The organism is Pseudolabrys taiwanensis, assembly GCF_003367395.1.
GTDB lineage: Bacteria > Pseudomonadota > Alphaproteobacteria > Rhizobiales > Xanthobacteraceae > Pseudolabrys > Pseudolabrys taiwanensis.
Window position 1 is genome coordinate 2,944,665 of sequence record NZ_CP031417.1, and the last position, 24,351, is coordinate 2,969,015.

Consider the following 24,351-nt stretch of genomic DNA (forward strand, 5'->3'; position numbering starts at 1 on the left):
TAGAGCATAGCCTAATAATTATATAGGATTATAAGGCGATAGTCTAATATTTTCAGCTATCTGTTTGCCCTTGCGGAAATCAGTTTACAAGAATCGATATTTACGTCCCTTCCCTACGTATTTCTGCCCTTGTTTAAACTGGCATCGAGTTTGAAACCATGCTATTTTGCGTAGCATGACGACGCAATTGCCAAGAAAGCTAAACCAACTCCGCCAGGATCTCCCGGAGGGCCTGCTCGTGGACGCGGCATGGCTTAGCGACCACGGCTATACGACCAGCCTCGTCAGCAAATATGTCGCTGCCGGCTATCTCGAACGGCCCGCCGGCCGTGTCTACAGGAAGCCGCGCGGCACGCTCAGTTGGGAGCAGGCCGTCATATCCCTACAGACGCTTCTCTATCGCACGCCCCTGGCTGTCGGCGGACACACGGCGCTGGAGCTGCAAGGCTACGAACACTACCTGCCCCGCACCACGCGCCAGGTCCATCTCTATGGACCGTCCGCGCCACCCGGCTGGCTCTCGAAGCTTCCCCTCTCCGTGCGCTTTGCCTTCCACAACAGCGCGAGGCTCTTCTCACCCGACGCGGGGCTGCCGCCCCAAGGCGATCTCAACCGCGCAAACGCCCAGGCCGAGAAAGACGCGGCCGAAAAGGGCTTCGTCATCCAGTCCTGGGGGCAATGGCGCTGGCCGCTGGTGATCTCCTCGCCGGAGCGAGCGCTGCTCGAATTGCTGGACGAACTCCCCGATCACGAGAGCTTCGAACACGTGGACAAGCTGGTCGAAAGCCTTTCGACCCTAAGCCCCCGGCGCATGCAGACTTTGTTGCAGGCCTGCCGCAGCGTGAAGGCCAAGCGGCTGTTCTTCTTCTTTGCCGATCGCCATTCGCATGCCTGGAAAAACAGGATAAGCAAGACCCAGGTCGATCTCGGACACGGCAAGCGCATGCTGGTCAAAGGCGGCGTGCTTGATCGCACCTATCAAATCACCGTGCCGAGGCGATTCGATGCCGTTTAGCGACCAATACCGCCGCCAAGTCACCCTGCTGATCCGCGTCATCCCGCTGGTCGCGCAAGAAAGCTGCTTTGCGCTCAAGGGCGGGACCGCCATCAACCTGTTCGTTCGCGATCTGCCCCGCCTGTCCGTTGATATCGATCTCACCTATCTGCCGGTGCAGCCGCGCGACCAATCACTTAAGCAGATAGAAGCCGCGCTTAGGCGCATTGCAGACCGCATCCGCGCGCAAATTGCCGGCTGTCAGGTTACGGAAGGCGCCGCCGAAGGCCGCGTCAACAAGCTGTTCGTCCAGCTCGGCACCGCCACCGTCAAGATCGAGGTAACGCCGGTCCTTCGCGGTTCCGTCTACCCGGCGCAAACACGCACCGTCACACAGACCGTCGAAGACGAGTTCGGATTTGCCGAAATCCAGGTGGTCTCGCACTCCGATCTCTATGCCGGGAAACTGGTCGCGGCGCTCGACCGGCAGCACCCGCGGGATTTCTTCGATGTGCGGCATTTGCTTGCGAATGAAGGCATCACCGACGACCTGCGAAAGGCGTTCATCGTCTACATGCTCAGTCATCACAGGCCTATGGCGGAGGTTCTTGACCCGCCGCGCCTGGACATGACGGAGGATTACGAGCACGGCTTCGTAGGAATGACCGACGAACCCGTCCCGCTCGCCGAGCTGGAATCAACGCGCGAGGAAATGATTGAGACGATCGTCGGCGGCATGCCGGCCGCCCATAAGGATTTCCTGATCGGCTTCGAGCGCGGCGAACCGGATTGGGACCTGCTGGGCCTGCCCGGCGTGCCTGATCTTCCGGCCGTCAAATGGCGCCAGATCAATCTCGACAAGCTGCCCAAGGAAAAACGAGACGCCCTTGTCGCCGGGCTCAAAAAGGCTCTTGGCGTTTAGACCGCCCGAGCCATTTCAATGCGCTCCGCTCTGCAACGGGTCGCTTTCAATGATCCGTGCACGCCCTCCAGTTTCATACGCAAAAACTGCCCGATAATGTCCACTTCGCAATATGATTCCTGATTATACGCGAAGGCGTATATTGACGTATTATACGCGCTCGCGTATATCAACAGGATGGACATCATAGCCCGCTCATCCAAGCAAATCGGCGCCGCTTTAAGGCGCTACCGACGCCAGAAGAAGCTCACTCAGGCGGCCTTGGGGGAACGCATGGGCGCACGTCAGGCGACCGTCTCCAAGCTGGAGGGCGGCGCACCCGCAACACAGCTCGACACACTCATCGACGCGCTCGCGGCGCTCGACCTCGAATTAGTGGTGAGGCCGCGAACCAGGATGCCGGTTCAAGCCATCGAAGATTTGTTCTGATCGATCGCGCCCTTCGCATTTGAATACTTCCCCGGTTTCGCTACCGGGCGACGCTAAAGTCGCAGGCCACAGAGAATTCGAATTGCGGGCATTGCGTTCGCCATCGCTTTCGTGGACGTCGCGCCTACCCCTGGCGATGCGCCCAGTTAAATGCGCTTCGCGCCGCGTTCAAAGGCCGCGAGGCTGCGTGGCCGCGTATAGCTGCCAGTGCCGCGGCAGGAAATGCAGCTTGCCATCGGGCGTTTGAGCGGCATCGACCGGCAATTCGATCTCGACGCGATGCCGTCCGGCGCCGATGAGAAGTTCGACGCGACGCCAGCCGCCGCTGCGGCGCACGGCGACGATGTCGCCGGTGATCGCGCCCGGCCTCTCCTCGACGACTTCGATGCCGTTCGGCCGCATCAGAAGGCGCGCCGCACCGTCGGCTATACCGGCGATGCCGATGTCGATCGGCTGTCCGTCGATGCTGGTGCGGCCGCCCGTCACCGTGACCGGCAGCTCGCTGGCCTCGCCGATGAAGGAGAACACGAAGGGCGAGTTCGGCCGGTCGTAAATCTCGTCCGGCGTGCCGACCTGCTCGATGCGGCCCTGGCTCATCACCACGACGCGGTCGGCGAGCTCGAGCGCCTCCTCCTGGTCGTGCGTCACGAACACCGTGGTGTGCCCGGTCTTGTCGTGCAGCTCGCGCAGCCATTGTCGCAATTCGCGGCGCACCTTGGCGTCCAGCGCGCCGAAGGGTTCGTCGAGCAGCAGCACGCGCGGCTCGATGGCGAGCGCTCGCGCCAGCGCCACGCGCTGCCGCTGGCCGCCCGACAGTTGCGCGGGGAAACGGTGTCCGAGGCCGGACAGTTGCACGAGGTCGAGCAGTTCGGCGGCGCGGCGGCGGATTTCCGCTGCCGCCGGACGCGTGCCGCGCGGCCGCACGCGCAGGCCGAAGCCGATATTGTCGGCGACCGTCATGTGCTTGAACAGCGCATAGCTCTGGAACACGAATCCGACATTGCGCTCCTGCACGTTCAGGCTCGATGCATCCTCGTCGCCAAAGTGGATCGAGCCGCCGGTCGGCCATTCGAGCCCGGCGATCAGGCGCAGCAAGGTGGTCTTCCCCGAACCGGAGGGCCCGAGCAGCGCGATCAGTTCACCGGAGCGGACATCGAGCGACACGCCGTGCAGCGCCGGATAGCGGTCGAACTCCTTGCGCACCTTGGTAATGCGGATTTCCATGAACCGTCCCTAGTAACGTCCGTTGCCGGCGATCTGATCGCCATAGCGCCACTCCAGCAGCGCCTTGATGGCCAGCGTGAACAGGGCGAGAAGCGCCAGCAGCGAGGCGACCGCGAAGGCGGCGGTGAAGGCGTATTCGTTGTAAAGAATCTCGACATGCAGCGGCATGGTATTGGTGAAGCCGCGGATCTTGCCGGACACCACGGCGACGGCGCCGAACTCGCCCATGGCCCGCGCGTTGCAGAGCAGCACGCCGTACAGCAGCGCCCATTTCACGTTCGGCAGCGTGACGTACAGGAACGTCTTGAAGCCGCTGGCGCCGAGCGAGAGCGCCGCCTCCTCGTCCCCGGTGCCCTGCTCCTGCATCAGCGGGATCAACTCGCGTGCCACGAAAGGGAACGTCACGAACATCGTCGCCAGCACGATGCCGGGCAGCGCGAAGATGATCTCGATGTTGTGGCCGCTAAGCCAGCCACCGAAGTAGCCCTGCGCGCCGAACAGCAGCACATAGACGAGACCGGCAATCACTGGCGACACCGAGAACGGCAGGTCGATGAGCGTGATGACGAAGCTTTTGCCCTTGAAATCGTATTTCGCGATGGCCCAGGCTGCGGCGATGCCGAACACCATGTTGGCCGGCACCGAGATCGCCGCCACCAGCAGGGTCAGTTCGATCGCCGCCACGGCATCGGGCTCCGCGATCGTCTTGATGAAGCCGGGGATGCCGGCGCGCAACGCCTCGCTGAACACCAGCAGCAGCGGCAGCAGCAGAAACAGCGCGAAGAACGTCAGCGCGATCGCGATCAGCGCCGCGCGCAGTGGCGCCGATTCGCCGGTGGCCGGAGCCATCGTCCGGGCGGGCCCGCGTTCAGACGGCATGACCGAACCTCCGCCGGCTCAAGGCCTGGATGAGGTTGATGGTCAGGAGCATGGCGAAGGAGATCATCAGCATCAGTGCCGCCACCGCCGTCGCCGCGCCGTAGTTGAATTCCTCCAGCCGGATCACAATCAGCAGCGGGGCGATTTCCGACACGAATGGAATGTTGCCGGCAATGAAGACGACGGAGCCGTATTCGCCGATGCCCCGCGCCAGCGCCAGCGCAAAGCCGGTCAGGATCGCCGGCACCAGTTGCGGCAGCACGACCCGCAGGATGGTTTGCAACCGCTTCGCTCCGAGCGTCGCCGCCGCCTCCTCCAGTTCCCTGTCGAGGTCGGTCAGCACCGGCTGTACGGTGCGCACCACGAACGGCAGGCCGATGAAGATCAGCGCCATGACGATGCCGGCCGGCGTATAGGCGATCTTGATGTCGTAAGGCGCCAGCAGGCCCCCGATCCACGCATTGGGGGCATAGAGCGTGCTCAGCGCGATGCCGGCGACCGCCGTCGGCAAGGCGAAGGGCAGGTCGATCATCGAATCGATCAGCCTCTTGCCGGGAAACCGGTAACGCACCAGGACCCAGGCCAGCACCAGGCCGAAGACGCTGTTGACGAGCGCCGCAATCAACGCGGTGGTGAAACTGACGCGCAAGGCCGCCAGCGTGCGCGGGTCGAGCGCCAGATGCCAGAATTCACTCCAGCCGAGCGACGTACTGCGCACGATCAGCGCCGCCAGCGGGATGAGAACGATCAGGCTCAGGTAGGTCAGCGCGAAGCCGAACGTCGCCCCGAATCCCGGGATGACGCTGGGCCGCCTGAAGGTCCACGATTCGGCGATCGACATTCGGCGATCTTACTTCGGCTTGTAGATTTGATCGAATATACCGCCGTCGCCGAAATACTTCGGCTGGGCCTCCTTCCAGCCGCCGAAATCGGCGATGGTCGCGAGCTTCAGCTTGGGAAACCGCTTCAAATCCTCGGGGTCCGCCAGTTCCGGCTTGGCCGGGCGGTAATAGTTCTTGGCGGCGATCTTTTGGCCATCGGCGCTGTAGAGATATTCGAGGTAGGCTTGCGCCACTTCGGTCGTCTTGTGCTTCTTGGCGTTCTCATCGACCAGCGCCACCGGTGGCTCGGCCACGATCGAGATCGACGGCACGACGATCTCGAACTTGTCTGGCCCCAGTTCATTGAGCGCGAGGAACGCTTCGTTTTCCCAGGCGAGCAGCACGTCGCCGATCTGGCGCTGCACGAAGGTCGTGGTCGCGCCACGCGCCCCGGTGTCGAGCACCGGCACGTGACCGAAAAGGTCCTTGACATAGGCTTGCGCCCTGGCGTCGTCGCCACCGAACTTCTCGCGCGCCCAGGCCCAGGCCGCGAGCAGATTCCAGCGCGCGCCGCCGGAGGTTTTCGGGTTCGGCGTGATCACGGCGACGCCCGGCTTGACGAGATCGTCCCAATCCTTGATGGCCTTCGGATTGCCCTTGCGCACCAGGAAGACGATGGTCGATGTGTAAGGCGCGCTGTTGTTCGGCAGGCGGCTGCGCCAGTTGGCGGCGATCTTGCCGGACTTGGCGACGATGGCGTCGATATCGGCTTCCAGCGCCAGCGTGACGACGTCGGCTTCGAGGCCGTCGATGACCGCGCGCGCCTGCGCGCCGGAGCCGCCATGGGATTGCTGCACGACGACTGTCTGGCCGGTCTTAGCCTTCCAATACTTAGTGAACGCGGCGTCATAAGCGCGATACAGTTCGCGCGTTGGATCATAAGAGACATTGAGTATCCGGTTCTGCGCGACGGCCGGCCCTGCGACGCCAGTTGCGAGAGCGCAGGCAGCGACGGCGGCGAAGAGGGTGCGGCGGACAACTCTATCGTTTAAAAAGCGCATTGGTTATGACTCCCGTAGTTGTCGACGCCTTGACCATTGCGAGTCATCCCGTCATCTGCAAGTCGGCCATTCCAGAAAAGACGAAATAGATCTGCCATCTGGCACTTGTCGCAATGATCTGTTCGCCCGCCGGAGCCGGGCGAGCAATTTTTTCTACAGGTCTATTCTGCACTCCGGGCCCGATTTTGTTCTGACAGACTGTTTAATCCTGTCCGTCACGCCCGCCCGCACTTAGCTTTCTATCGTTTGAGGCGTTTGCGCGGGCGCGCAGCAGAGCTACGGATCCGGGGCGCGCGTTTTGTCTTCAGCGGACGGTGGCTTCGCGAAGCGATGCCAATCGACAGACAGCCTGTCAATCAATGTCGCCGCGAGTTTGGCACATTGGGTCCGGATGTCGGGAATAGCAGTGATCTCCCAGAAAGCCGCGCGAGTGAGGGGACCAACGGCATAGATGCGCTCAGAGACAGTGCCCGACCGTGACCGCACGGCGCAATCATCCGTAACGTCGAGTCCAATACCCAGAGCATCCGGTCGAACCGTGCCGTCTGCAAGCATTCCATGCAACAATGGGCTGGTATTTTTTGGGGCCAAATCCGATGAACTCTTGCATTCAACAATTTTGGATACCCAGACAGACTCGAGCGTCGTCACTCCGCGCCGGCGGAAATGGACAACCGCGCCCTCGCCCGAGAGATCGATGCCGCAAGTCTTTGCCGCAACGATCGTCAGCTGACCCGCGTCTACGGCCGCCTTGATACGCAGCTCCGCCGCCGGAGCCATGCGGTGACGATGGACATCCCACCATGCGCGGGCATGTTCGAGAAAACGTCTGCGGTCTGCTGCCGAAAACGCCTGCCACAGTGATTGCGTATAAGGTCGAAGGCCGTCGACAACCGAGCGCCAGTCACCTCCACGGCCGATGTGCGTGCGCGCGCAAATATGTAGCCAGCGAGCAAGTTCAGCGGCGCTCGCGCCGGTCGGGATATCCGCCGGGCCCAAGGGGAACGGTTTCACTGGTCGGTGCGGCTTAGGCAGTAATCCACGCCGCGACATCGCGATTATCGGCCCCCGATGGCCCGCCAACTGCAACGCCATCACGTAGTCAACCATGGTCAGGCCAGTGCCTAGAATAAAAACGGTATCGTCGGGTTTGATGCCGGCTTCGGCCGGAGGCGTCCACGGGTCTGCGAAGCAACGTGCGCCGATCTCGGTCTCCGGATGTCCTGTCGCGAGAATCGCAAGATCGGCCTCCAACGAGCGACCATCGCTCAGCCGCGCGCTTACGCCTCCGGCGTTTTCGGCAAGCGAGATACACTCGCCAGTCATAACTTCGAGCGAACGGCCATTTGCGCCGGCTCCGATATAGGGCTCGATCAGACCCGCGACATAATCCCCATAGAGGCCCCGCGGCACGAAACTGGAGGACTCCAGCGCCGATGGAGTATCGTTGCTTGATCGAGTCCTTCTCGCCGCGATCCACTGAGAAAAATGGTTTGGCTCGTCTGGAAACGCGCTCATGTTGTGAGCGCGAACATTGAGAAGGTGATCCGGATTCGACGTGCTATAGGCGACGCCGCGACCGACCGACGGCCTCTTCTCAATAAGAGTAACGTTCAATGGGGAGGATGATTTCTTCAGAAGATGAACGGCCAGCAGAACCCCACTCGCCCCGCCACCCACAATCACCGCATGCTGCTGCGCCCGCCGCATCCGCTCCTCCGTTCCTAATCCGCGCTACGGTGTCCGCTTATAGCTTTACCGATTCGGCGACTTAAGCCGCATTGGCACTCCAGTGAGCGTGCCCGACGAAGAGCCTCGTCTCAACCACTTCGAGCGCCTTCCGGTTCCCGGTCCAGGCGCGCGAATGCGCGTTCTCGCGGTTCCGGGGTTCGTGATAACGATTTTTTAGCCCCAGCTGGCATGCAGTATGAAGTATCTTATTTTTCCCAAGTGAATTGACTACACCTCCCGCATCAGCAAGATGAACACGCGGACAATACATTTGTCGGCCGCGGGATTTGACGAAGCAGCTTGCGCCGCGTGCTCAATCGCTAAAGCGCCACGAATGGTGTTCGTGGGCTTCTTCTGACGGAGAAGATTATGACCATTCGGTGGATGTCAGTCCATTCCTCCTCCCTGGATAACTTGTCCTGCTGCCGCGCAGCGTGCACGACCGGCGTGTGTTGACCCGCCGATCACGCTATATCCCTCATCGCTGACACGGTCAGGAAACACCGGCACGAGCCGGCGGCAGGATCCTTATGTCCAACGCATACATCGTTGAAGTTCAATCGGAGACCGCCGGCATCGTTGTCCGTGACGGTCGGCAATATCGATTCTTCGCCTCGGACCGCCGCTTCGATGCACTCGAAGGACGCGACTTCAACTCGCTCCGGGCGGCAGAGGCTGCCGCCCGCGATCACGCTGCCAAGCGGCGTAATTCCACTCGGCCAAACGGCTGATTCAGAGTTACCGGATGAGCCGCCACGCTGCAGACGGCGCGCTCAGAGCGGCGTCTTGGCTGGTCCGACCAGCCAGATTTCGACAAACAGTACAAAGAAAAGAAACCAGGGCGCAAGACGCAACACTTGGCGCGCGATGATGCGAGGCGCGACGTTACCGACCAACAACAAAAGACCGATGATGGTAAATCCGGCCCCTATTTCGTTGGCAAAGGAAGCCCAAGCCCGAAAATGCTCAGGCCAGACATAGGCTGCGATACCCATCACGATCCAGGCGAGTCCTGCCACCGGCACGACCATCCGATCGGCGTCGTTCTTCTCCCAATCGGTCTCCCGAGGGGAGAGAATCGGAGAAGCCCGTTCCTCGCCATCGGTCATATATTCGCGCATGAAATAGCCCAAAGTTTTCACGCATCTTCGCCGGGTCGGGCATTCTTGAAGAGCTCCCGCAAGATCAGCCCCTCGAAGGCCGCAGCATCTGCCGAGCCTCGCTGGCGCGGTCTTGGCAGATCAATGCGAAGATCGAGCGAAATTCGCCCCTCTTCGATTAGTAAAACCCGATCAGCCAAGGTGACGGCCTCGGCGACGTCGTGCGTAACAAGAAGAGCGGTGAAGCCTTGATCGGTCCAGACCTGTTCAAGCAGCCGCTGCATCGATATGCGGGTCAAGGCATCCAGCGCCCCGAGCGGCTCGTCGAAAGCAAGAACGCGCGGCTGACTGACGAGCGCACGTGACAACGCAACACGCTGCTTCTGACCGCCGGATAAGACGTAAGGCCAATCGCCTCGACGTTCAACCAGGCCGACGCGTTTGAGAGTCTCCAGGGCCCGGGCGCGGCCCTCGGCTGCCTTGCGCTGTCTTCCCAAGCCGACTTCGACATTCGACAGCACAGAGGCCCATGGCAGGAGACGCGGCTCCTGAAACATCACGCGAACAGCTTCGCGATCGACTACATTGACGGCGCTGCCCCCGATACGAAACGTACCGGCCGTCGGCGTATCCAGCCCGACCAAGAGGCGAAGCAACGTGCTCTTGCCGCACCCGCTGCGTCCGACGATGGCAATGAATTCGCCGGCAGCAACCTCAAAATCCAGGCCGCGCAGTACATTGTTCTCTCCAAACGCCTTTTTCAGCCCGTCGACCCTGATCGAAAGGCCGCCGTTGGACTGCGGCTGAAGGGCCGCGGCGGGCCTCTCGCCTTGCCATGCGGTCAACGGCGGTTTTACGCGCGTATTCATGTTCATGACCTGGCTTGATGGAAGGCCGGATGCCATTGCAGGCACCCTCGCTCCAGGAGGCGCGCCAGTGTGTCGGCAAGCTTCCCAAGCAGGGCGTAGATTACGATGCTGAGGACGACGACATCGACGAGCAAGAACTCGCGAGCCTGCATCGCCATGTAGCCGATGCCAGAAGACGCCGCGATTGTCTCCGCGACAATGAGCGTCAACCACATAATTCCGAGGGCATAGCGCAGACCGACGAAAATAGACGGCAGCGCGCCCGGAAGGTAAACACGCCAGAACAGTTCAACCGGCGTCATGCCATACGTACGACCCATCTCCACGAGTGGGGCGTCGACGTTTCGAATACCATGCTGAGTGTTGATGTAGATCGGGAAAAACACGCCGATGGCGACGAGGAATATCTTGGCGCTTTCATCGATGCCAAACCAAAGAATGACCAGCGGAATCATCGCCAGATGCGGAATGTTGCGCACCATCTGAAGCGTGCTGTCGAGAAGACGCTCTGATCGATCGGATAAGCCATTGGCAAGCCCCAGGGCAAAACCGATGCCGCCGCCAATGACCAGGCCGATCGCGGCGCGGCGAAAGCTCACCCACATGTTGATCAGCAACTCGCCGCTCAGCAGCAACCGCCAGCCGGCCAGTATGACGGCAACCGGTGACGGCAAGACGCGTTCGGGAATGAAGCCTGCCGACGAAAGCGCCTGCCAAACCACGATGATCGCCAGCGGCAGAACCCACTGCGTCAGCCCACCGAACCTCTGGTTCGGGCCACGGACGCTCATGATGACGACGCCTGTTTGGCCGGCAGGAAATGATTGCCAACGATCTCGCCGAACGGACCGCCGTTATACGCATTGCCGAATCGCGTCTCGTGCGCCAAAGGCAGCAGCGGGAAGACTAGCTCTGCAAAACGGTACGCCTCTTCGAGATGCGGGTAACCCGACATGATGAACGTGTCGACGCCGACGTCCATGTACTCCTTAATTCGTGCGGCGACAGTCGGCGGATCGCCGACGAGCGCCGTTCCGGCGCCGCCGCGAACGAGGCCGACGCCCGCCCACAGATTGGGACTGACTTCCAACTTATCGCGACGCCCACCGTGCAGCTCGGCCATACGGCGTTGACCGACGGAATCCATCTTACTGAAGGCAGCTTGCGCCTTCGCAATGGCCGCGTTGTCAACGTAACGGATGAGATCGTCGGCCGCCGCCCAAGCCTTCGCGTTAGTCTCGCGTACAATCACATGAAGACGGATGCCGAAGGTCAGCTTGCGGCCGCGGGCCTGCGCTAGAGCCGCGACGTTTTTGATCTTGTCGGCAACCGCGGCGGGCGGCTCACCCCAAGTGAGATATTTGTCGATCGTCTCCGCGGCGACCGCCGTGCCGGCCGCCGACGAGCCGCCGAAATAGAGCGGCGGATGCGGCTTCTGAACCGGTTCGAACAATAGGCGACCGTCTTCGATCCGGATGTGCTTGCCGGAGAAGTTGACGGCCTTGCCGGCGAGCAGCTCCTTGTAAATCAGCAGAAACTCGCGGGTGATCTCGTATCGCTCGTCATGCGGCAGAAAGACACCGTCGCCCTTGTTCTCGGCGGGGTCGCCGCCGGTAACGACGTTGATAAGCAGCCGACCGCCGGTCACGCGATCGAGCGTCGCCGTCATGCGCGCCGCGACGGCGGGCGATTGCAGCCCTGGCCTTACGGCGACGAGATAGCGAAGCCGCTCTGTCTGCGGTGCCACGGCCGAGGCGACAACCCATGAGTCCTCACAACTGCGCCCGGTCGGCAACAACACGCCGAAATATCCCAGGTCGTCTGCAGCTTGCGCGATCTGGCGCAAGTAGCGGAAATCAACCTGACGGCCGCCTTCCTGCGTTGCCAGATAGCGCCCGTCGCCGTGGGTGGGAAGGAACCACAAAACGTTCGCCGCATTTGCCGGAGATACCGTCATGACCCCGACCTCACCGCATCGGAGATCTTCAGCGCCTTCGGAATAAGGCCCAGACCAAAAAACACGTCGGCAAGTTTTTGCTGATCGGTGATCACCTTGGCGTCGATCGAGCGGATGCCATAGGCCTGGCGCGTCAGCGCGACTTCGAGCACGTCGGCCGGGATGCCGATCGACGCGCTCAGCTGCGCTGCGACGGCCTTGATATCCCCCTTTGCCCAGGTATCGACCTCACGAAGCTGTTCGAGCACGATATCCAATGCTTTTGCGTGGACGTCGAGCGCCTTGCGAGACGCCAGATAGAACTGATAGTTCGGCACCAGGCCTTCGGCATTAACGAGCTCGCGCGCCTTGAAAGTCTTCTCCGCCGCCGCCTGATACGGATCCCAAATCACCCAGGCATCGACCGCACCTTTCTCGAACGCCGCACGCGCATCCGCGGGCGTCAGAAAAACCGGAGTGATATCGGAATATTGAATACCGGCCTTCTTCAGCGCCTCGACCAGCAGGAAATGAACGTTCGAGCCTTTGTTAAGCGCGACCTTCTTGCCCTTGAGATCAGCCACAGCCTTGATGGGGCTGCCTGGAGGCACCAGAATCGCCTCGCCCTTCGGAGCCGGCGGCTCATAGGCGAAATAGACAAGCGGCGCACCCGCCGCCTGCGCGAAGATCGGCGGTGTCTCACCGGTATTGCCGAAATCGATGGCACCGACGTTGAGCGCTTCCAACATCTGCGGCCCGGCCGGGAATTCCTTCCACTCGACCGTATAGCCAATCGCCTTCAGCTTTCCCTCCAGCGAGCCTTTGCTCTTCAGCAACACGAGCTTGCCGTACTTCTGGAAGCCGATACGAATGACCTTCTCGCTCGCCTGCGCTCCGCTCGCAGCGCCGAGCACCAGACCCAAGACTGCTATAGTCGGCCACACCTTCCAAGTCCACACCTTCCAAGTCCACACCCTCCAGCCCAAAGTCATGACATGCCTCCACCAAGTGCGCCGCGAAGGCGCGAGCCGACATGGCTCAATGTTGGCAAAGAATTCTCGCTTGTCGATAAAATGGAAAACCAAAGTTGAGTGACTTGCAGCCTAAACTCACTATTTCCGGCGCAATAAGCAAAAATGAATTCGCATCGATGGCATTTGAGTGGCGGCGCCGGCCATTAAGACTCGCGGGAATGTGCTAGCAACCTTCTCGACATTGCATGTCGTAAGCCTGCTTCATCTACACAATCACAGACATCCGGGCGGGAGCTGCGTGTCACATTCTAAACAACGCCAATAGAATATTCCCCTGCGAGGCTCTTTATCGCATTGGCGATGCCATCTCAGCGCAATGGCACAATTCGATTCTTCCAAATTCATGCCTCTTTGCCGTTTGTAGTTGGCTTTTTTCGCCGGCGTCTTATTTTCGGATGAGCGCACTTGTGCGAGGCCTTGGCACGGCTCTTTCAAATGGACGCCTCACTGGGATTGCCGCCGAAGATGACAGTCAGTTTCGCAACGGACGAGGCGGCGACAAAGCGTGATGCCTTCCGCCGGGCAATGCGCGGCCTTGCGAGCGGCGTTTGTATCGTCGCCGCTGGATATGCCGAACACCGCGCCGGTATTGTGGCAACTTCCGTTTCCTCGTTCTCGCTAAGCCCACCGACCTTACTCGTCTGCGTGGCGCATCGTTCCTCTCTGTCGCCCGCGCTCAGACGATTTTGTCATTTCAGCGTGAATATTCTGCGCGCGTCGCAGGCCGACCTGGCTGACCGGTTTTCCGGGCAAACCGGTACCGAGGGCTCAAAACGATTCGCTGCCGGTGACTGGATAACGCTTGTGACCGGAGCGCCTGTTCTTGTCGATGCGCTGGCAAGCATTGACTGCGACGTCGATGAGATCATCGACCGCCATACTCATTCGATCGTACTCGGCCGGGTCGCTGCGGTACGCGCCGACGAAGGTGGCGATGCGCTGGGCCATCGGTTGGGCAGCTATTTTCGCATTGGCGATAACGGCGATCAAAAAGGCAGCGCATGACCAGCCACAGCCGCTCCGCGCTGCTCATCGTACCCGGCATATTCGGCTCCGGCGACGATCACTGGCAGGTGCGTTGGAGCAAAACCTTGCCGAATGCCAAGATGGTCGAACAGGATGACTGGGACAATCCCGAACTTTCCGCCTGGCTATCGAAACTGCACGAGGCGATCGAGCTCAATCCCGGCGCAATACTGATCGGGCATAGCCTTGGCTCGATCCTGATCGCGCATCTAGCCCGCTTTCGACTTGCATCCACTATCGCCGGCGCGCTGCTGGTCGCTCCGGCCGACGTCGAGCACTGCGCCAGCCTTGGGAACCGCGTGCAAAGCTTCTCACCGGTACCGCGGACACGGCTGCCGTTTCGCAGCGTCGTGGTTGGCAGCACAAACGACGATTATGTCGATATCCGCCGATCCGAAGAATTCTCCCAGTCCTGGGGTGCATCTTTCTACAATGTTGGCGCGTGTGGCCACATCAACGTTGCGTCGGGATTCGGCGATTGGGTCGAGGGTGAATTGTTACTGGAGGAATTGCGTCGCGTCATCGCCGACGAAGTCCCGACACCGGCACGGAAGGCCGTTTTCTTCAAGCATCTTAGCCATTAGACAGGAGCCAATTCTATGATTGCAAATCGATTTCGTCGCCTCGGGCTCGCGGTCATTCCGTTGCTCGTCGCGAGCACGGTGGCGGCGGCGCAGGACAAGGACAGAACATTGCGGATCGGGTATCAACGTTCATCAACCCTGATCACGGTGCTCAAGTCGAACGGTGGGCTAGAAAAAGCTCTTGCTCCGCTCGGAGTGACGATCACCTGGCATGAATTCACCAGCGGATTGCCGCAACTCGAAGCGCTGAATACCGGCAATATCGATTTCAGTGCCGACGTCGCCGACACCGTGCCAATCTTCGCACAGGCCGCCGGCGCCAAGCTTGCTTACGTCGCGCAGGAAGCCCCCTCGCCCGCTGCGCAGGCAATCCTGGTGCCCGCAGATTCCCCGATCAAGTCCGTTGCCGATCTCAAGGGCAAGAAGGTAGCCGTCACCAAAGGTGCCGGCAGCCACTACCTGCTGATCGCCGCCTTGGCAAAGGCCGGCCTAACGTCGAAGGACGTCACCTCCGCTTACTTGACGCCCGCCGATGGTCGCGCCGCCTTCGTAAGCCACAACGTCGACGCGTGGGTCGCCTGGGACCCCTTTCTGTCGACCGCCCGAGCCCAGAACAACGCCCGCGTGCTGACCGACGGCAGCCACGGCTTGGCAAGCTACAAACGCTACTATCTGGCTTCGGAGAGCTATGCCGCAAGGCACGGCGATATTCTCAAGGTCGTCTACGACCAACTCGACGAAACCGGGAAATGGGTAAAGGCGAAGCCTGAGGACGCGGCGAAGCTTCTTGCCGGAATCTGGAAAATCGATCCCGCCATCGCCGCCGAGGCCATCGCAAACCGCAGCTACAAGGTAGGCCACGTCACACGTGAAGGCTTGTCCGAACAGAAGCAGATTGCCGATGCGTTCTATGCCGCAGGGCTGCTTCCGAAGAAGGTGGACACGACCGATGTCACGTTGTGGCAGGCGACGAACTGACACAGCGCAGAGGCTGAATGGAAGGCCCTGCTGCGGCTTTTCGGCAGGTGCCTTTTGTCCCCTTGAATCAAATCGACTTGGTAGTCGCCTGTCGAGGCGCCGCCACGGATCCTGCTGCGTAAGGACGGATAGTTGATGCCGAACCCCAAGATGACACTTGCGGGTTTCTTGATCGCCGGCCCCGTAGCCACAGTCATGCCCTCTGACGCAACCCCGACCACGCAGCGCCGTGCCTGTCGTTGCCATATTACGTTGAGGTCGCACGAACGCTCGAACGCGGCAAATTCGACCTCATCTTCTTTGCGGATCGCCAGGCAATCGCCGACCGTTCCAGGCCGACCACAAAACGGGGATTGGCCATGGAGACCAGGATTCGACGCGGACGGATCCGGTTCCCCTTCTTGGGGCACTGGCCGCGACGACCCAACGTATCGGATTAGAGGCGACGATCGGCCGCCCGTTTCTCCAGCAGGTTATCCGCGATGGCAAGGATTTCATCGTGGTGGTCGTGGGTGGCGCAACATGATCGGGGCTCTGATCGAATAGCCAAAGCCCTTTCCAAAGCTGAGATCGGCGCTCCGCCGGCCCCCACTTAGGTCGCCGCTTAGGAGATCCATACTGTCATTCGCAGCAAGGCGAGGGGATATTTTCTCCGATCCATCGGTATTTGGAATTCCCTAGAATATTTTTCTCGTCATAGTGCGCCCATGCGACCCGGGCAAATTAGCGTCAATCACGTATCGTTTTACTACGGACACGAAGCTGTCTTGTCCGATATCTCCTTGGATATCGGGACCGGCGAGCATATCGCCGTTCTCGGACGTTCCGGCGCGGGCAAATCGACGCTACTGCATCTTCTTGCCGGTCTTCTGCAGCCATCGCGCGGTAGTATTGCTATCGACGGCGGCGCATTGAACAATGAGATCGGCCATCCGGTCCTTATGTTCCAACGGCCGGCACTCCTTCCCTGGCTCAGCGCACGCGACAATGTCCTGCTGCCGCTGCACTTTGCTAACGCCGTTCGTCTCGATCGTGCGGCAGCTACGGCGAAGGCAGACGGTCTCATCGCGCAGGTCGGTCTCGGCGAGCGCGCTGACGCCCTTCCTACCCATCTGTCCGGCGGCCAACAGCAAAGAGTTGCTCTGGCGCGGGCGCTCGCAAGCGATCCGGCGGTACTGCTGCTCGACGAGCCCTTCTCGGCGCTCGATCAAGACACCCGTGCCGTTCTGCGGAGTGATATCCGCGCGCTGGCGCGGGCCCGCGGCATGACGCTGGTGACCGTAACGCACGATCTCAGCGATGCTGCGGCGCTTGCCGACCGCATTTTTGTTCTTGCCGGAGCACCGGGGCGCATCGAACGGGAGGTCGTTCTTGGCGATAATCCCGAAGACGAACTCAGGGCTTATTTCGCCGGTCGGCGCGACGCCGCCTAATTCAAAGGATCCGCCGATGTCCAAATTCTTCAAGAGCTTTCATTCCGACGCATGCTGCGGTCCCCACGACGGTGGCGGCATCACCCGTCGCGGCACGCTGGACTATCTGGCCCGCGGCGGCCTCGCTGCACTGCTGGCGGCCAAGGGCATCGACGTCGCGAAGGCGCAGACGAACGACGATGTCGTGCGTATCGGCTATCTTCCGATCACCGACGCGACGGCGTTGCTGGTGGCACATGCTAACGGATATTTTGAAGAGGCGGGCCTCAAGGTGGAAGCGCCCGTGCTGATCCGGAGCTGGTCGGCGCTCGTCGAGGGCTTCGCCTCAGGCAAGTTCAACGTTGTCCATCTCTTGAAGCCCATCCCGGTGTGGATGCGCTACAATAACAAATTCCCCGTCAAGATCCTTGCCTGGGGCCATACGAATGGTTCCGGCTTGGTGGTGGGCGGCGACACGGGCATCACCAAATTTTCCGACCTCGGCGGCAAACGCATTGCGGTGCCTTTCTGGTACTCGATGCATAACATCGTGCTGCAATATGCGCTGCGCCAGTCCGGCGTAAAGCCGGTAATCAAGCCTGAAAGCGCGGCGCTGGCCGCCGATGAGTGTGCGCTGCAGATCCTGGCGCCGCCGGACATGCCGACCGCCCTCGCCGCGAAGAAAATCCACGGCTATATCGTCGCCGAACCGTTCAACGCGCTTGGCGAGCTGCGCGCCGGTGCCAAGATGCTACGCTTCACCGGCGACATCTGGAAAAATCATCCCTGCTGCGTGATCTGCACACACGAAAGCTATACACGCGACAAGCCGGAGTGGGCGCAGAAAGTCACCGACTCGATCGTCCGCGCGCACATCTTCGCCTCCAAGAACAAGGCAGAGGTCGCCAAGCTGATCTCTCGCGATGGCAAAGGCTATCTGCCGGCCCCGGCCGACGTCGTCGTCAAGGCCGTCACCGACTATGGTCCCGCCTACGAAAAGAGTGGCGCTATCCGTCACCGTGATTGGAAAAACGGCCGCATCGACTTCCAACCGTGGCCCTATCCGTCGGCGACCAAACTCATCGTCGACAACATGAATAAGACGCTGGTGGAGGGAAACACCACTTTCCTCAAGGGGCTCGATCCGGAATTTGTTGCAGAAGACCTCGTCGACTATCGCTTCGTCAAGGAGGCCATCAACAAGAACCCAGACTGGCTCAACGATCCCAGCGTCGACAGAGCCCATCCCTTCGAACGGCAGGAAATTCTGGCACTGTAATGACTCTCGCGCTCCACCATCAGGCCCGGCGCCCTTCGCCCATCCTGCAGCTCGATGCCCTGAAAAAGATCGTGGCGCCGCTCGGCGGCATCGCGATCATCGTCGGCATCTGGTGGCTAGGTGGACTGGTCATTCAAGCAACCCCACGCCTGTCGGCATTTCACGGCTTTACGGTCGCGAACACATCGCGGGCTCTGTGGGCGCTCGTCGCTTCCGGTGACGCACTGAAGGCAACGGTGCCGAGCCTGTCGCGGGTTCTTCAGGGCCTTATTTGGGCTTTCGTCATCGGCACGCCGATCGGACTTGCCGTAGGCCGCTGGCGCCTCCTCGAAAGCCTCCTGCAGTTCCCATTTCAGTTCTTGCGAATGATCAGCCCCCTCGCGTGGATGCCGATCGCGATTCTCATGTTTCCCAGCTGGAATGGCGCGATCGTCTTTCTCATCGCTGTCGCCTCCATCTGGCCGATCATCTTCTCCACGGCTGCCGGCGTGAAGCGCATCGACCCGGTCTGGCTGGCGATGGCGTCGAATCTCGGCGGCAGGCCGCTATCGGTGCTCCGCCGGGTGATCTTTCCCGCCGTGGCCCGCGATATTTTCGGCGGCCTGCGCCTGGCCCTGGGCGTGGCCTGGATCGTTCTGGTGCCGGCCGAATTCCTGGGCGTCACCAGCGGCTTGGGCTACGCCATCAACGATGCGCGCGACACGCTTTCGTACGACCGCCTTGGCGCCATCGTTATCCTGATTGGCGTTATAGGCTTCGCTTTGGACGCGGTCCTCGCGTCGTGCATCAGGCGCACACAATGGACACCCACTGCTTAGTCACCACGCTCAGAATAGCGATATCCGGGAGATGCTAATATGGCTGTAACCTCGCTGAAAACCGCCGCAACCTTCGAGCCGATCGACAAGACGGGGCTGCAGGCTCTCGCCGAAAAGGGCAAAGCCGATCCGTCCGCGGTGCGCACCGTGCGTTGCAAGACAGTCGCCGAGGGCAAGAAATTCCGGCATCAGAACTATGTCCGCAACCTGCCGGCGCATATTGTCGACGAGCCACCGGCGCTGCTCGGCGACGACACCGCGCCGAATCCAACCGAGGCTCTGCTCGCGGCACTCGGCTCCTGCGTCGCAGTCGGCATCCAGGCCAATGCAGTAGCTCGGGGCTGGACCGTGCGCTCGATCGAGGTCGATCTCGAAGGCGACATCAACATCACCTCGGTCTGGGGCGTAGGCGACTTGTCACCCAAGCCGTTAGGGCTGACCGCTGTCCGCATCAAGGCACGCGTTGCCGCCGACGGCGCGACTGAGGCCGAGCTCGATGAACTCGTCGCACACGCCGCAATGTGGTCGCCGGTTCTCAACACCGTGCAGAATCCCGTGCCTGTCAGCGTTGCGCGGGATCACGGCTGATGTCGCAGGAACTCGCCGAGGCTGACGCGCCGACCCGCAGCATTGCCGACATTGTCGCGCGCGATCTGCGACCGCTGGTGCGTCGGATCGACGAGGAAGGCCTTTACCCCGAAGCCGTCTTGCGCAGTCTTGGCGATGCAGGCGGCTTTGCGCGTCATATATCGCGGCCGGAAGGTGATGCTTCCGGTCTCGTCAGCGCGATCGAAGCTATGGCGGACGTTTCGGCGTCCTGCATCACCACCGGATTTTGCATGTGGTGCCAGGACGCGCTCGGCTGGTATCTGACACAATCCGAAAACCCGACACCGCGTACGCGCTATCTCGTTGCCGTCGCCTCCGGAGAACAACTTGGCGGCACGGGACTCTCGAACGCCATGAAGGCATTCTCCGGCATCGAGCCCCTGGCGCTGAAAGGCCGTAAGGTGGCTGGGGGATACCGCGTCACCGGTCGGCTTCCCTTCGTGTCAAATGTCCAGGACGGACACCTGTTCGCAGCCGTGTTTGCTCTGGAGGATGAGCCGGATCGCCGCGTCATGGCCGTATTCCATGCCGGGAGCGACGCTGTCGCGCTGGCCCGGAATGCGCACTTCGTCGCCCTCGAAGGCAGCGCCACATATACCGTTTTGATCCGCGACGCATTTGTCAGTGATGATGACATCCTGAGCCATGACGCGGACAGGTTTATTCCCCGCATTCGTAAAGGTTTCGTGCTTCTACAGGCCGGCATGGGGATTGGCGCCGCGCGTGGCGCGGCGGCCAGCATGCGAGGTGACGGCCCCGGCCGAAAGCTCGCGGCCCACCTGCCGTTCGGCCCCGACGAAATCGACGCCCGTGCCGACCGGTTAGCCGAGCGAATCCGGGCCCTGGCATCGGATCCGCAGTTGACCGACCGGTCCGCGTTTCTAGACGTTCTCAAGGCACGGCTCGATCTCTCGTGGCTTGCCCTCGAGGCGGCGCAATCGGCCGTTCTGCAGGCCGGCGCTCGCGGCTACCTTGTTGGCGCGGAGGCCGCGCGTCGCCTGCGCGAAACCCAGTTCGTCGCGCTCGTAACCCCGTCGGTGAAACATATTCTGGCGGAGTTATCGAGGGGTTGAGATAGCCATAATCCCGACTGCCCGAGCCATGTTGTCTGGGTTCGGCCGCCAAGCTGACACGACCCCGCGTTGAAACCAGTTTGGCCTTTACCGCGGTTCTGAAATAAAAGCGCTCGGCATGTCGCGCACATGCTTTAAAAGCATTGGCGCGAGCGCCGAGCGAAGCTGATTTTGAAAATTCCCAACGGTCCGCGGACATGTATTTAGCTCGGACGCCGATAGTTTGAAGTCCCGCGGGCGCACTTCGCGTCGGCAATACAACGTCATCACAGGCCAGAGTTGCCGGCTGATAGTATCAAAGCGCGCCGGTGCCGCCAGGTACATTTAAGATACGTGGGAAACCATCACCAGCGCCCCGTCCGATAGCGATCCGGAACTGGCCGTCGAATACCGCGGCGAGTTGCATGCTCTGAACTTCCCGGCGCGCAAAGCGCGCTGGGGCTGGATCAACGTCAGTACAAGCCGTCCTCTGAGCATCGACCCGACTCACTGGCGGCTCTGGTCAGCCGAGGCTGGTGCCCCAAGTCTGCCGTCGCCAAGTGTATCCGGCAGCATCGACTGAAAACCGACCGTTGCATTGCCGCCGTTTGAAGCGCGAACAAGCCATCCCCAGTCAATCCCATGACAGCCTTGCGGCTGGCGTTTCTCCTGCCATTTGGGGGCTCGCCGCCCCTGCCCGTCAAGGCCAGGCCCTTCGCCTCGGCTCCGGGCGGAAAACGCCGGGCCGTGTAGTGCGCTTCGCTCCCGGCCCGCACCACCCCTTGGCGTTTTCCGGCCTGTGACGGCCTGACCCCGCTCATTGCCGCTCCGGCTAGTCCGGTTTGCAGCCACCGCCGCAAACCGCGAACTACGAAGGAGAAAAGCGATGAAAAACGATGTGTATGAACGCGTCACGACCAGGATTGTCGAGGCGCTTGAACAGGGCGTGCGCCCATGGGCGAAGCCATGGAGTGCCGGACACGCAGAAGGGCGCATCCTGCGCCCGCTGCGAGCCAACGGTATTCCCTATCGCGGCATCAACGTGCTGATGCTGTGGTCGGAAGCCATCGAGAAGGGCTACGGCTCCCCTATCTGGATGACCTTCAAGCAGGCGCTTGAGCTGAACGCGCATGTACGCAAGGGCGAGCGCGGCAGCCTTGTCGTCTACGCCTCCAAACTCACCCGCACCGAAACCGACGCCGAAACCGGCGAGGATTCCGAGCGCGATATCCCGTTCATGAAAGGCTACACTGTCTTTAACGTCGAGCAGATCGACGGTCTGCCCGAACATTATTATGTAAAGCCGCAGCCCATCCTCGACCCGGTGGCCCGCATTGCCCACGCAGACGCCTTCACGGCCGCAACCGGCGCGGACATCGTGCATGGCGGCGGCATGGCCTGCTACAGCCTGGCCGAGGACCGCGTGCGTATGCCGGCCTTTGAAAGCTTCTCTGACGCACCCGCCTATTACGCCACGCTCATTCACGAGCTGACGCACTGGACGCGTCATCCGAAGCGCCTCGCCCGCGACTTCGGGCGCAAGCGCTTTGGCGACGAAGGTTATGCCATGGAGGAACTGGTCGCCGAGCTGGGCGCGGCCTTCCTCTGCGCCGATCTCGACCTGACGCCGGGCCACTGCGACGATCACGCCGCCTATATCGGCTCATGGCTGAAGGCGCTGAAGAACGACAAGCGCGCCATCTTCACCGCCGCGTCTCATGCCCAGCGCGCGGCCGATTATCTGCACGGTCTGCAACCGGCGGCACAGGACGCGCCGGATTCACGCAACGCCGCGTGACGTCTGCTTGCTGGCCGAACGGCCCACAAATCATGCGCCTTTCGGTCGCGCTAGAATGGAATGTGCTCGTCGTCGAGGCGCTCGATCGCGTCTTCCGCCATGCCGAGCAGATAGCCGGCGGCGACACGGACGAGCGTCCATTCGCCCGGCGCGGGCGCCTTCCAGATCGTGACCAGATCGGGCGGCGCAAGGATCTCGATGCGCTCGCAACGCTCTCCAAACCACGCGTCGTACTCTTCTACGCTGAGCAGGCGCACACGGCGCAGCGCGTAGCAAAAGCGCTGGCCCCGCCGGATCAGCCGCCATGAGCCCATCGGCATCGGCGCCAGCTTCAGGCGCGTCCAGGCCACGTTTGGCTCAGTGCTGTCCACGACCATTGCGCCCTTCTTCGGCAGCGGTCACGGCCGTTCTGCGCTCGGTAGAGCCCTCCGGCGCAGCCATGATGATGTGTTTGACCGTCATCACCACAAAATGGCGCGCGGTTGCGAGGATCGCAACCGCGCGCCGAATTTTGACATGCGCTCGTATGTGTCAAGATATGACGGGACGATGCGCCTTGTTCTGATCCCGCTGCATGGCTGGTTCTAGAATTCGCCGGCCCATCCCTGCGACGTCTTGAACAACCGCCCTCTCATGGGATTCCCGTAACGCACATGGCCATCCGGGCCTTTCGTGCCCCACCGGAAGTCACAGACATAACCGGGCGCACCCTGCGCGTCTTTACACCCGGATTTCTCGACCACGCCGTTCTTCTTCATGGCATCGAGATTGGCCTGGCTGCCGGCCAGCATTCCCAATGTCATCTGGAATTTAGGGTCGGCATTAAGCGCTTTCAAAATGTCATCCGAATTTGGCTCGCCGGAGCAGGCGGCGAGCAGGAGGCTTGCGAATGCGGGAAGGAGAACGCGTCGTTTCATGATCCCACCTAGAGCTTGGGCGCGGCGCCGCTGTGCGATTGCAGGCCCCGCACATACGCTTCGACAAAGGCGTAGTCGGTTTCCTTGTTCGCCTTGGCGCGTTCCTGGTCGCTCAGATAGAACTCCGCCGAGGCGGCGTGCTCGCGCGAAATCCCGAATCCGAACCGCACCACCAGCGAGACATCGCAGGCGCCGCTCGCATTGATGCTCCGGGCAAAGCTTCGCATCTCGGTGCCGACCACTTCCACGGCGCACTGGCCGTCTTGCGTGGGCGGGTTGGGTGCGACCAACCGGCCATTGTCGTACTGATAGCGATAGGTATTGCCCGAGGGGCCAATGGGCTGGGGCCGTGCGCCGCCCATCTTGTCGCTTAGGGCCTGCAGGAACGTCGCGATGGCAACCTGATTGCCGTTGTCGAAGGAAAGCGAGCGACGCACCGCATAGACCTGCGCCCCCGAAGATGGGGCGCTCAGCAGAACATGGATCGTCTCGTCGATCTTCGAATTGCCGCTTGGCAGCTTTCGCCGCAGGAATATCTGTCCCACGAATTGGGCCGTGATCTGGCCGCCCGGCGTTTGATAGCGAATGATCGTCTCGCGCTCCTCGATTGGCGGTGCATCGCTCGCGCCCGACATCTGGCCGAGTTGCCGGAGCATAAAATCATTGGCCGTGTTTCCGGCGGGCTTTGGCGCTGCAGGGTATTCGTCAGCCAGCTTCTGCAGCTTGGCTTTGACCTCCGCGTAACTGTCGCCGAGCTCGATGCCGAGAATATCGAGCTTGAGGCCCGGTGGCTGGTTCAGCCCCTTCGGCAGATTGGTCACCTGCTTCCATTCGATCGATTGCTGCGCGTGCGCAGGGACGGTCAGCGCGAGCATGGC

At 61.4% G+C, this 24,351-nt stretch carries 26 protein-coding genes; 13 read left to right on the forward strand and 13 right to left on the reverse strand.

What is annotated here, in order from left to right:
- Nucleotides 1-175: 175 nt before the first annotated feature.
- From DW352_RS14090 to DW352_RS14105, 3 genes are all read left to right on the forward strand, one after another.
- Nucleotides 176-1,015 (forward strand): type IV toxin-antitoxin system AbiEi family antitoxin domain-containing protein, encoded by an 840-nt coding sequence (locus DW352_RS14090; RefSeq protein WP_115691924.1) that lies wholly within the window; start codon nt 176-178, stop codon nt 1,013-1,015.
- Nucleotides 1,005-1,916, forward strand: coding sequence for a nucleotidyl transferase AbiEii/AbiGii toxin family protein (locus tag DW352_RS14095; RefSeq protein WP_115691925.1), 912 nt, complete (start codon nt 1,005-1,007; stop codon nt 1,914-1,916). Before DW352_RS14090 ends, DW352_RS14095 begins: the two co-directional genes overlap by 11 nt.
- A gap of 177 nt (nt 1,917-2,093) precedes the next feature.
- Complete coding sequence (locus tag DW352_RS14105) at nt 2,094-2,345, forward strand: helix-turn-helix domain-containing protein (RefSeq protein WP_115691927.1); 252 nt, start codon at nt 2,094-2,096, stop codon at nt 2,343-2,345.
- Between the two features lie 168 nt (nt 2,346-2,513).
- Here the strand turns inward: DW352_RS14105 and DW352_RS14110 are convergent, their stop codons facing one another.
- From DW352_RS14110 to DW352_RS14130, 5 genes are all read right to left on the reverse strand, one after another.
- Nucleotides 2,514-3,569: a sulfate/molybdate ABC transporter ATP-binding protein gene (locus DW352_RS14110; protein WP_115691928.1), complete on the reverse strand. Its 1,056-nt coding sequence runs from the start codon at nt 3,567-3,569 to the stop codon at nt 2,514-2,516.
- Between the two features lie 9 nt (nt 3,570-3,578).
- Entirely contained in the window at nt 3,579-4,448 is an 870-nt protein-coding gene (gene cysW / locus DW352_RS14115) for a sulfate ABC transporter permease subunit CysW (RefSeq protein ID WP_425374608.1), read from the reverse strand.
- A complete protein-coding gene (cysT, locus tag DW352_RS14120; protein WP_115691930.1) occupies nt 4,438-5,289 on the reverse strand; it encodes a sulfate ABC transporter permease subunit CysT in 852 nt (283 codons plus the stop codon). Before cysT ends, cysW begins: the two co-directional genes overlap by 11 nt.
- Nucleotides 5,290-5,298: 9 nt before the next feature.
- The gene (locus tag DW352_RS14125; RefSeq protein ID WP_115691931.1) at nt 5,299-6,330 is read right to left on the reverse strand and encodes a sulfate ABC transporter substrate-binding protein; all 1,032 of its coding nucleotides are present in this window, start codon (nt 6,328-6,330) and stop codon (nt 5,299-5,301) included.
- 276 nt (nt 6,331-6,606) lie between these two features.
- Entirely contained in the window at nt 6,607-8,040 is a 1,434-nt protein-coding gene (locus DW352_RS14130; protein WP_115691932.1) for an FAD/NAD(P)-binding protein, read from the reverse strand.
- A gap of 551 nt (nt 8,041-8,591) precedes the next feature.
- Here DW352_RS14130 and DW352_RS14135 point away from each other — a divergent pair.
- Nucleotides 8,592-8,792 carry a hypothetical protein gene (locus tag DW352_RS14135; protein WP_115691933.1) on the forward strand — a complete coding sequence of 67 codons (201 nt, stop codon included), beginning with the start codon at nt 8,592-8,594 and terminating at the stop codon, nt 8,790-8,792.
- Nucleotides 8,793-8,834: 42 nt separating this feature from the next.
- Here the strand turns inward: DW352_RS14135 and DW352_RS14140 are convergent, their stop codons facing one another.
- The 5 genes from DW352_RS14140 to DW352_RS14160 are packed head-to-tail and all read right to left on the reverse strand — an operon-like array spanning nt 8,835 to nt 12,889.
- The gene (locus tag DW352_RS14140) at nt 8,835-9,203 is read right to left on the reverse strand and encodes a hypothetical protein (protein WP_115691934.1); all 369 of its coding nucleotides are present in this window, start codon (nt 9,201-9,203) and stop codon (nt 8,835-8,837) included.
- Entirely contained in the window at nt 9,200-10,030 is an 831-nt protein-coding gene (locus tag DW352_RS14145) for an ATP-binding cassette domain-containing protein (protein ID WP_115691935.1), read from the reverse strand. Before DW352_RS14145 ends, DW352_RS14140 begins: the two co-directional genes overlap by 4 nt.
- A gap of 2 nt (nt 10,031-10,032) precedes the next feature.
- Nucleotides 10,033-10,821: an aliphatic sulfonate ABC transporter permease SsuC gene (ssuC, locus tag DW352_RS14150; protein WP_115691936.1), complete on the reverse strand. Its 789-nt coding sequence runs from the start codon at nt 10,819-10,821 to the stop codon at nt 10,033-10,035.
- Nucleotides 10,818-11,987, reverse strand: a complete 1,170-nt coding sequence (gene ssuD / locus DW352_RS14155; RefSeq protein WP_115691937.1) for an FMNH2-dependent alkanesulfonate monooxygenase — start codon at nt 11,985-11,987, stop codon at nt 10,818-10,820. Before ssuD ends, ssuC begins: the two co-directional genes overlap by 4 nt.
- Nucleotides 11,984-12,889 carry a sulfonate ABC transporter substrate-binding protein gene (locus DW352_RS14160; RefSeq protein ID WP_342634865.1) on the reverse strand — a complete coding sequence of 302 codons (906 nt, stop codon included), beginning with the start codon at nt 12,887-12,889 and terminating at the stop codon, nt 11,984-11,986. Before DW352_RS14160 ends, ssuD begins: the two co-directional genes overlap by 4 nt.
- Nucleotides 12,890-13,435: 546 nt before the next feature.
- On the opposite strand from DW352_RS14160, the gene DW352_RS14165 reads away from it, so the two are divergent.
- The 9 genes from DW352_RS14165 to DW352_RS14205 all read left to right on the forward strand — a co-directional run bounded on the left by DW352_RS14165 (nt 13,436) and on the right by DW352_RS14205 (nt 22,556).
- On the forward strand, nt 13,436-14,005 hold the full coding sequence (locus DW352_RS14165) for a flavin reductase family protein (RefSeq protein ID WP_162826961.1): 570 nt from the start codon (nt 13,436-13,438) through the stop codon (nt 14,003-14,005).
- Complete coding sequence (locus DW352_RS14170; RefSeq protein ID WP_115691940.1) at nt 14,002-14,610, forward strand: RBBP9/YdeN family alpha/beta hydrolase; 609 nt, start codon at nt 14,002-14,004, stop codon at nt 14,608-14,610. The genes DW352_RS14165 and DW352_RS14170 overlap by 4 nt, the downstream gene beginning before the upstream one ends.
- 15 nt (nt 14,611-14,625) lie before the next feature.
- On the forward strand, nt 14,626-15,588 hold the full coding sequence (locus tag DW352_RS14175) for an aliphatic sulfonate ABC transporter substrate-binding protein (RefSeq protein ID WP_115691941.1): 963 nt from the start codon (nt 14,626-14,628) through the stop codon (nt 15,586-15,588).
- Nucleotides 15,589-16,355: 767 nt separating this feature from the next.
- A complete protein-coding gene (locus DW352_RS14180) occupies nt 16,356-17,021 on the forward strand; it encodes an ABC transporter ATP-binding protein (protein WP_245434121.1) in 666 nt (221 codons plus the stop codon).
- Between the two features lie 16 nt (nt 17,022-17,037).
- A complete protein-coding gene (locus tag DW352_RS14185; protein WP_115691943.1) occupies nt 17,038-18,279 on the forward strand; it encodes an ABC transporter substrate-binding protein in 1,242 nt (413 codons plus the stop codon).
- On the forward strand, nt 18,279-19,097 hold the full coding sequence (locus DW352_RS14190) for an ABC transporter permease (RefSeq protein WP_115691944.1): 819 nt from the start codon (nt 18,279-18,281) through the stop codon (nt 19,095-19,097). The genes DW352_RS14185 and DW352_RS14190 overlap by 1 nt, the downstream gene beginning before the upstream one ends.
- 39 nt (nt 19,098-19,136) lie before the next feature.
- Complete coding sequence (locus DW352_RS14195) at nt 19,137-19,685, forward strand: OsmC family protein (RefSeq protein ID WP_115691945.1); 549 nt, start codon at nt 19,137-19,139, stop codon at nt 19,683-19,685.
- A complete protein-coding gene (locus DW352_RS14200) occupies nt 19,685-20,779 on the forward strand; it encodes an acyl-CoA dehydrogenase family protein (RefSeq protein WP_115691946.1) in 1,095 nt (364 codons plus the stop codon). Before DW352_RS14195 ends, DW352_RS14200 begins: the two co-directional genes overlap by 1 nt.
- Before the next feature lie 865 nt (nt 20,780-21,644).
- Nucleotides 21,645-22,556, forward strand: coding sequence for an ArdC family protein (locus DW352_RS14205; RefSeq protein ID WP_115691947.1), 912 nt, complete (start codon nt 21,645-21,647; stop codon nt 22,554-22,556).
- A 50-nt stretch (nt 22,557-22,606) separates the two neighbouring features.
- Here DW352_RS14205 and DW352_RS14210 read toward each other — a convergent pair whose 3' ends face one another.
- From DW352_RS14210 to DW352_RS14220, 3 genes are all read right to left on the reverse strand, one after another.
- Nucleotides 22,607-22,933, reverse strand: a complete 327-nt coding sequence (locus tag DW352_RS14210) for a hypothetical protein (RefSeq protein WP_115691948.1) — start codon at nt 22,931-22,933, stop codon at nt 22,607-22,609.
- A 207-nt stretch (nt 22,934-23,140) separates the two neighbouring features.
- Nucleotides 23,141-23,473, reverse strand: coding sequence for a hypothetical protein (locus DW352_RS14215; protein ID WP_115691949.1), 333 nt, complete (start codon nt 23,471-23,473; stop codon nt 23,141-23,143).
- 8 nt (nt 23,474-23,481) lie between these two features.
- Nucleotides 23,482-24,348, reverse strand: coding sequence for a hypothetical protein (locus DW352_RS14220; RefSeq protein WP_162826963.1), 867 nt, complete (start codon nt 24,346-24,348; stop codon nt 23,482-23,484).
- Between the last annotated feature and the right edge of the window lie 3 nt (nt 24,349-24,351).

Excerpts from the sequence above, each read along its gene's own strand:
- DW352_RS14090 (WP_115691924.1), top strand. The coding sequence starts at position 176 with ATGACGACGCAATTGCCAAGAAAGCTAAACCAACTCCGCCAGGATCTC.
- DW352_RS14095 (WP_115691925.1), top strand. The coding sequence starts at position 1,005 with ATGCCGTTTAGCGACCAATACCGCCGCCAAGTCACCCTGCTGATCCGC.
- DW352_RS14105 (WP_115691927.1), top strand. The coding sequence starts at position 2,094 with ATGGACATCATAGCCCGCTCATCCAAGCAAATCGGCGCCGCTTTAAGG.
- DW352_RS14110 (WP_115691928.1), bottom strand. The coding sequence starts at position 3,569 with ATGGAAATCCGCATTACCAAGGTGCGCAAGGAGTTCGACCGCTATCCG.
- cysW (WP_425374608.1), bottom strand. The coding sequence starts at position 4,448 with ATGCCGTCTGAACGCGGGCCCGCCCGGACGATGGCTCCGGCCACCGGC.
- cysT (WP_115691930.1), bottom strand. The coding sequence starts at position 5,289 with ATGTCGATCGCCGAATCGTGGACCTTCAGGCGGCCCAGCGTCATCCCG.
- DW352_RS14125 (WP_115691931.1), bottom strand. The coding sequence starts at position 6,330 with ATGCGCTTTTTAAACGATAGAGTTGTCCGCCGCACCCTCTTCGCCGCC.
- DW352_RS14130 (WP_115691932.1), bottom strand. The coding sequence starts at position 8,040 with ATGCGGCGGGCGCAGCAGCATGCGGTGATTGTGGGTGGCGGGGCGAGT.
- DW352_RS14135 (WP_115691933.1), top strand. The coding sequence starts at position 8,592 with ATGTCCAACGCATACATCGTTGAAGTTCAATCGGAGACCGCCGGCATC.
- DW352_RS14145 (WP_115691935.1), bottom strand. The coding sequence starts at position 10,030 with ATGAATACGCGCGTAAAACCGCCGTTGACCGCATGGCAAGGCGAGAGG.
- ssuC (WP_115691936.1), bottom strand. The coding sequence starts at position 10,821 with ATGAGCGTCCGTGGCCCGAACCAGAGGTTCGGTGGGCTGACGCAGTGG.
- ssuD (WP_115691937.1), bottom strand. The coding sequence starts at position 11,987 with ATGACGGTATCTCCGGCAAATGCGGCGAACGTTTTGTGGTTCCTTCCC.
- DW352_RS14165 (WP_162826961.1), top strand. The coding sequence starts at position 13,436 with ATGGACGCCTCACTGGGATTGCCGCCGAAGATGACAGTCAGTTTCGCA.
- DW352_RS14170 (WP_115691940.1), top strand. The coding sequence starts at position 14,002 with ATGACCAGCCACAGCCGCTCCGCGCTGCTCATCGTACCCGGCATATTC.
- DW352_RS14175 (WP_115691941.1), top strand. The coding sequence starts at position 14,626 with ATGATTGCAAATCGATTTCGTCGCCTCGGGCTCGCGGTCATTCCGTTG.
- DW352_RS14185 (WP_115691943.1), top strand. The coding sequence starts at position 17,038 with ATGTCCAAATTCTTCAAGAGCTTTCATTCCGACGCATGCTGCGGTCCC.
- DW352_RS14190 (WP_115691944.1), top strand. The coding sequence starts at position 18,279 with ATGACTCTCGCGCTCCACCATCAGGCCCGGCGCCCTTCGCCCATCCTG.
- DW352_RS14195 (WP_115691945.1), top strand. The coding sequence starts at position 19,137 with ATGGCTGTAACCTCGCTGAAAACCGCCGCAACCTTCGAGCCGATCGAC.
- DW352_RS14200 (WP_115691946.1), top strand. The coding sequence starts at position 19,685 with ATGTCGCAGGAACTCGCCGAGGCTGACGCGCCGACCCGCAGCATTGCC.
- DW352_RS14205 (WP_115691947.1), top strand. The coding sequence starts at position 21,645 with ATGAAAAACGATGTGTATGAACGCGTCACGACCAGGATTGTCGAGGCG.
- DW352_RS14210 (WP_115691948.1), bottom strand. The coding sequence starts at position 22,933 with ATGGTCGTGGACAGCACTGAGCCAAACGTGGCCTGGACGCGCCTGAAG.
- DW352_RS14215 (WP_115691949.1), bottom strand. The coding sequence starts at position 23,473 with ATGAAACGACGCGTTCTCCTTCCCGCATTCGCAAGCCTCCTGCTCGCC.
- DW352_RS14220 (WP_162826963.1), bottom strand. The coding sequence starts at position 24,348 with ATGCTCGCGCTGACCGTCCCTGCGCACGCGCAGCAATCGATCGAATGG.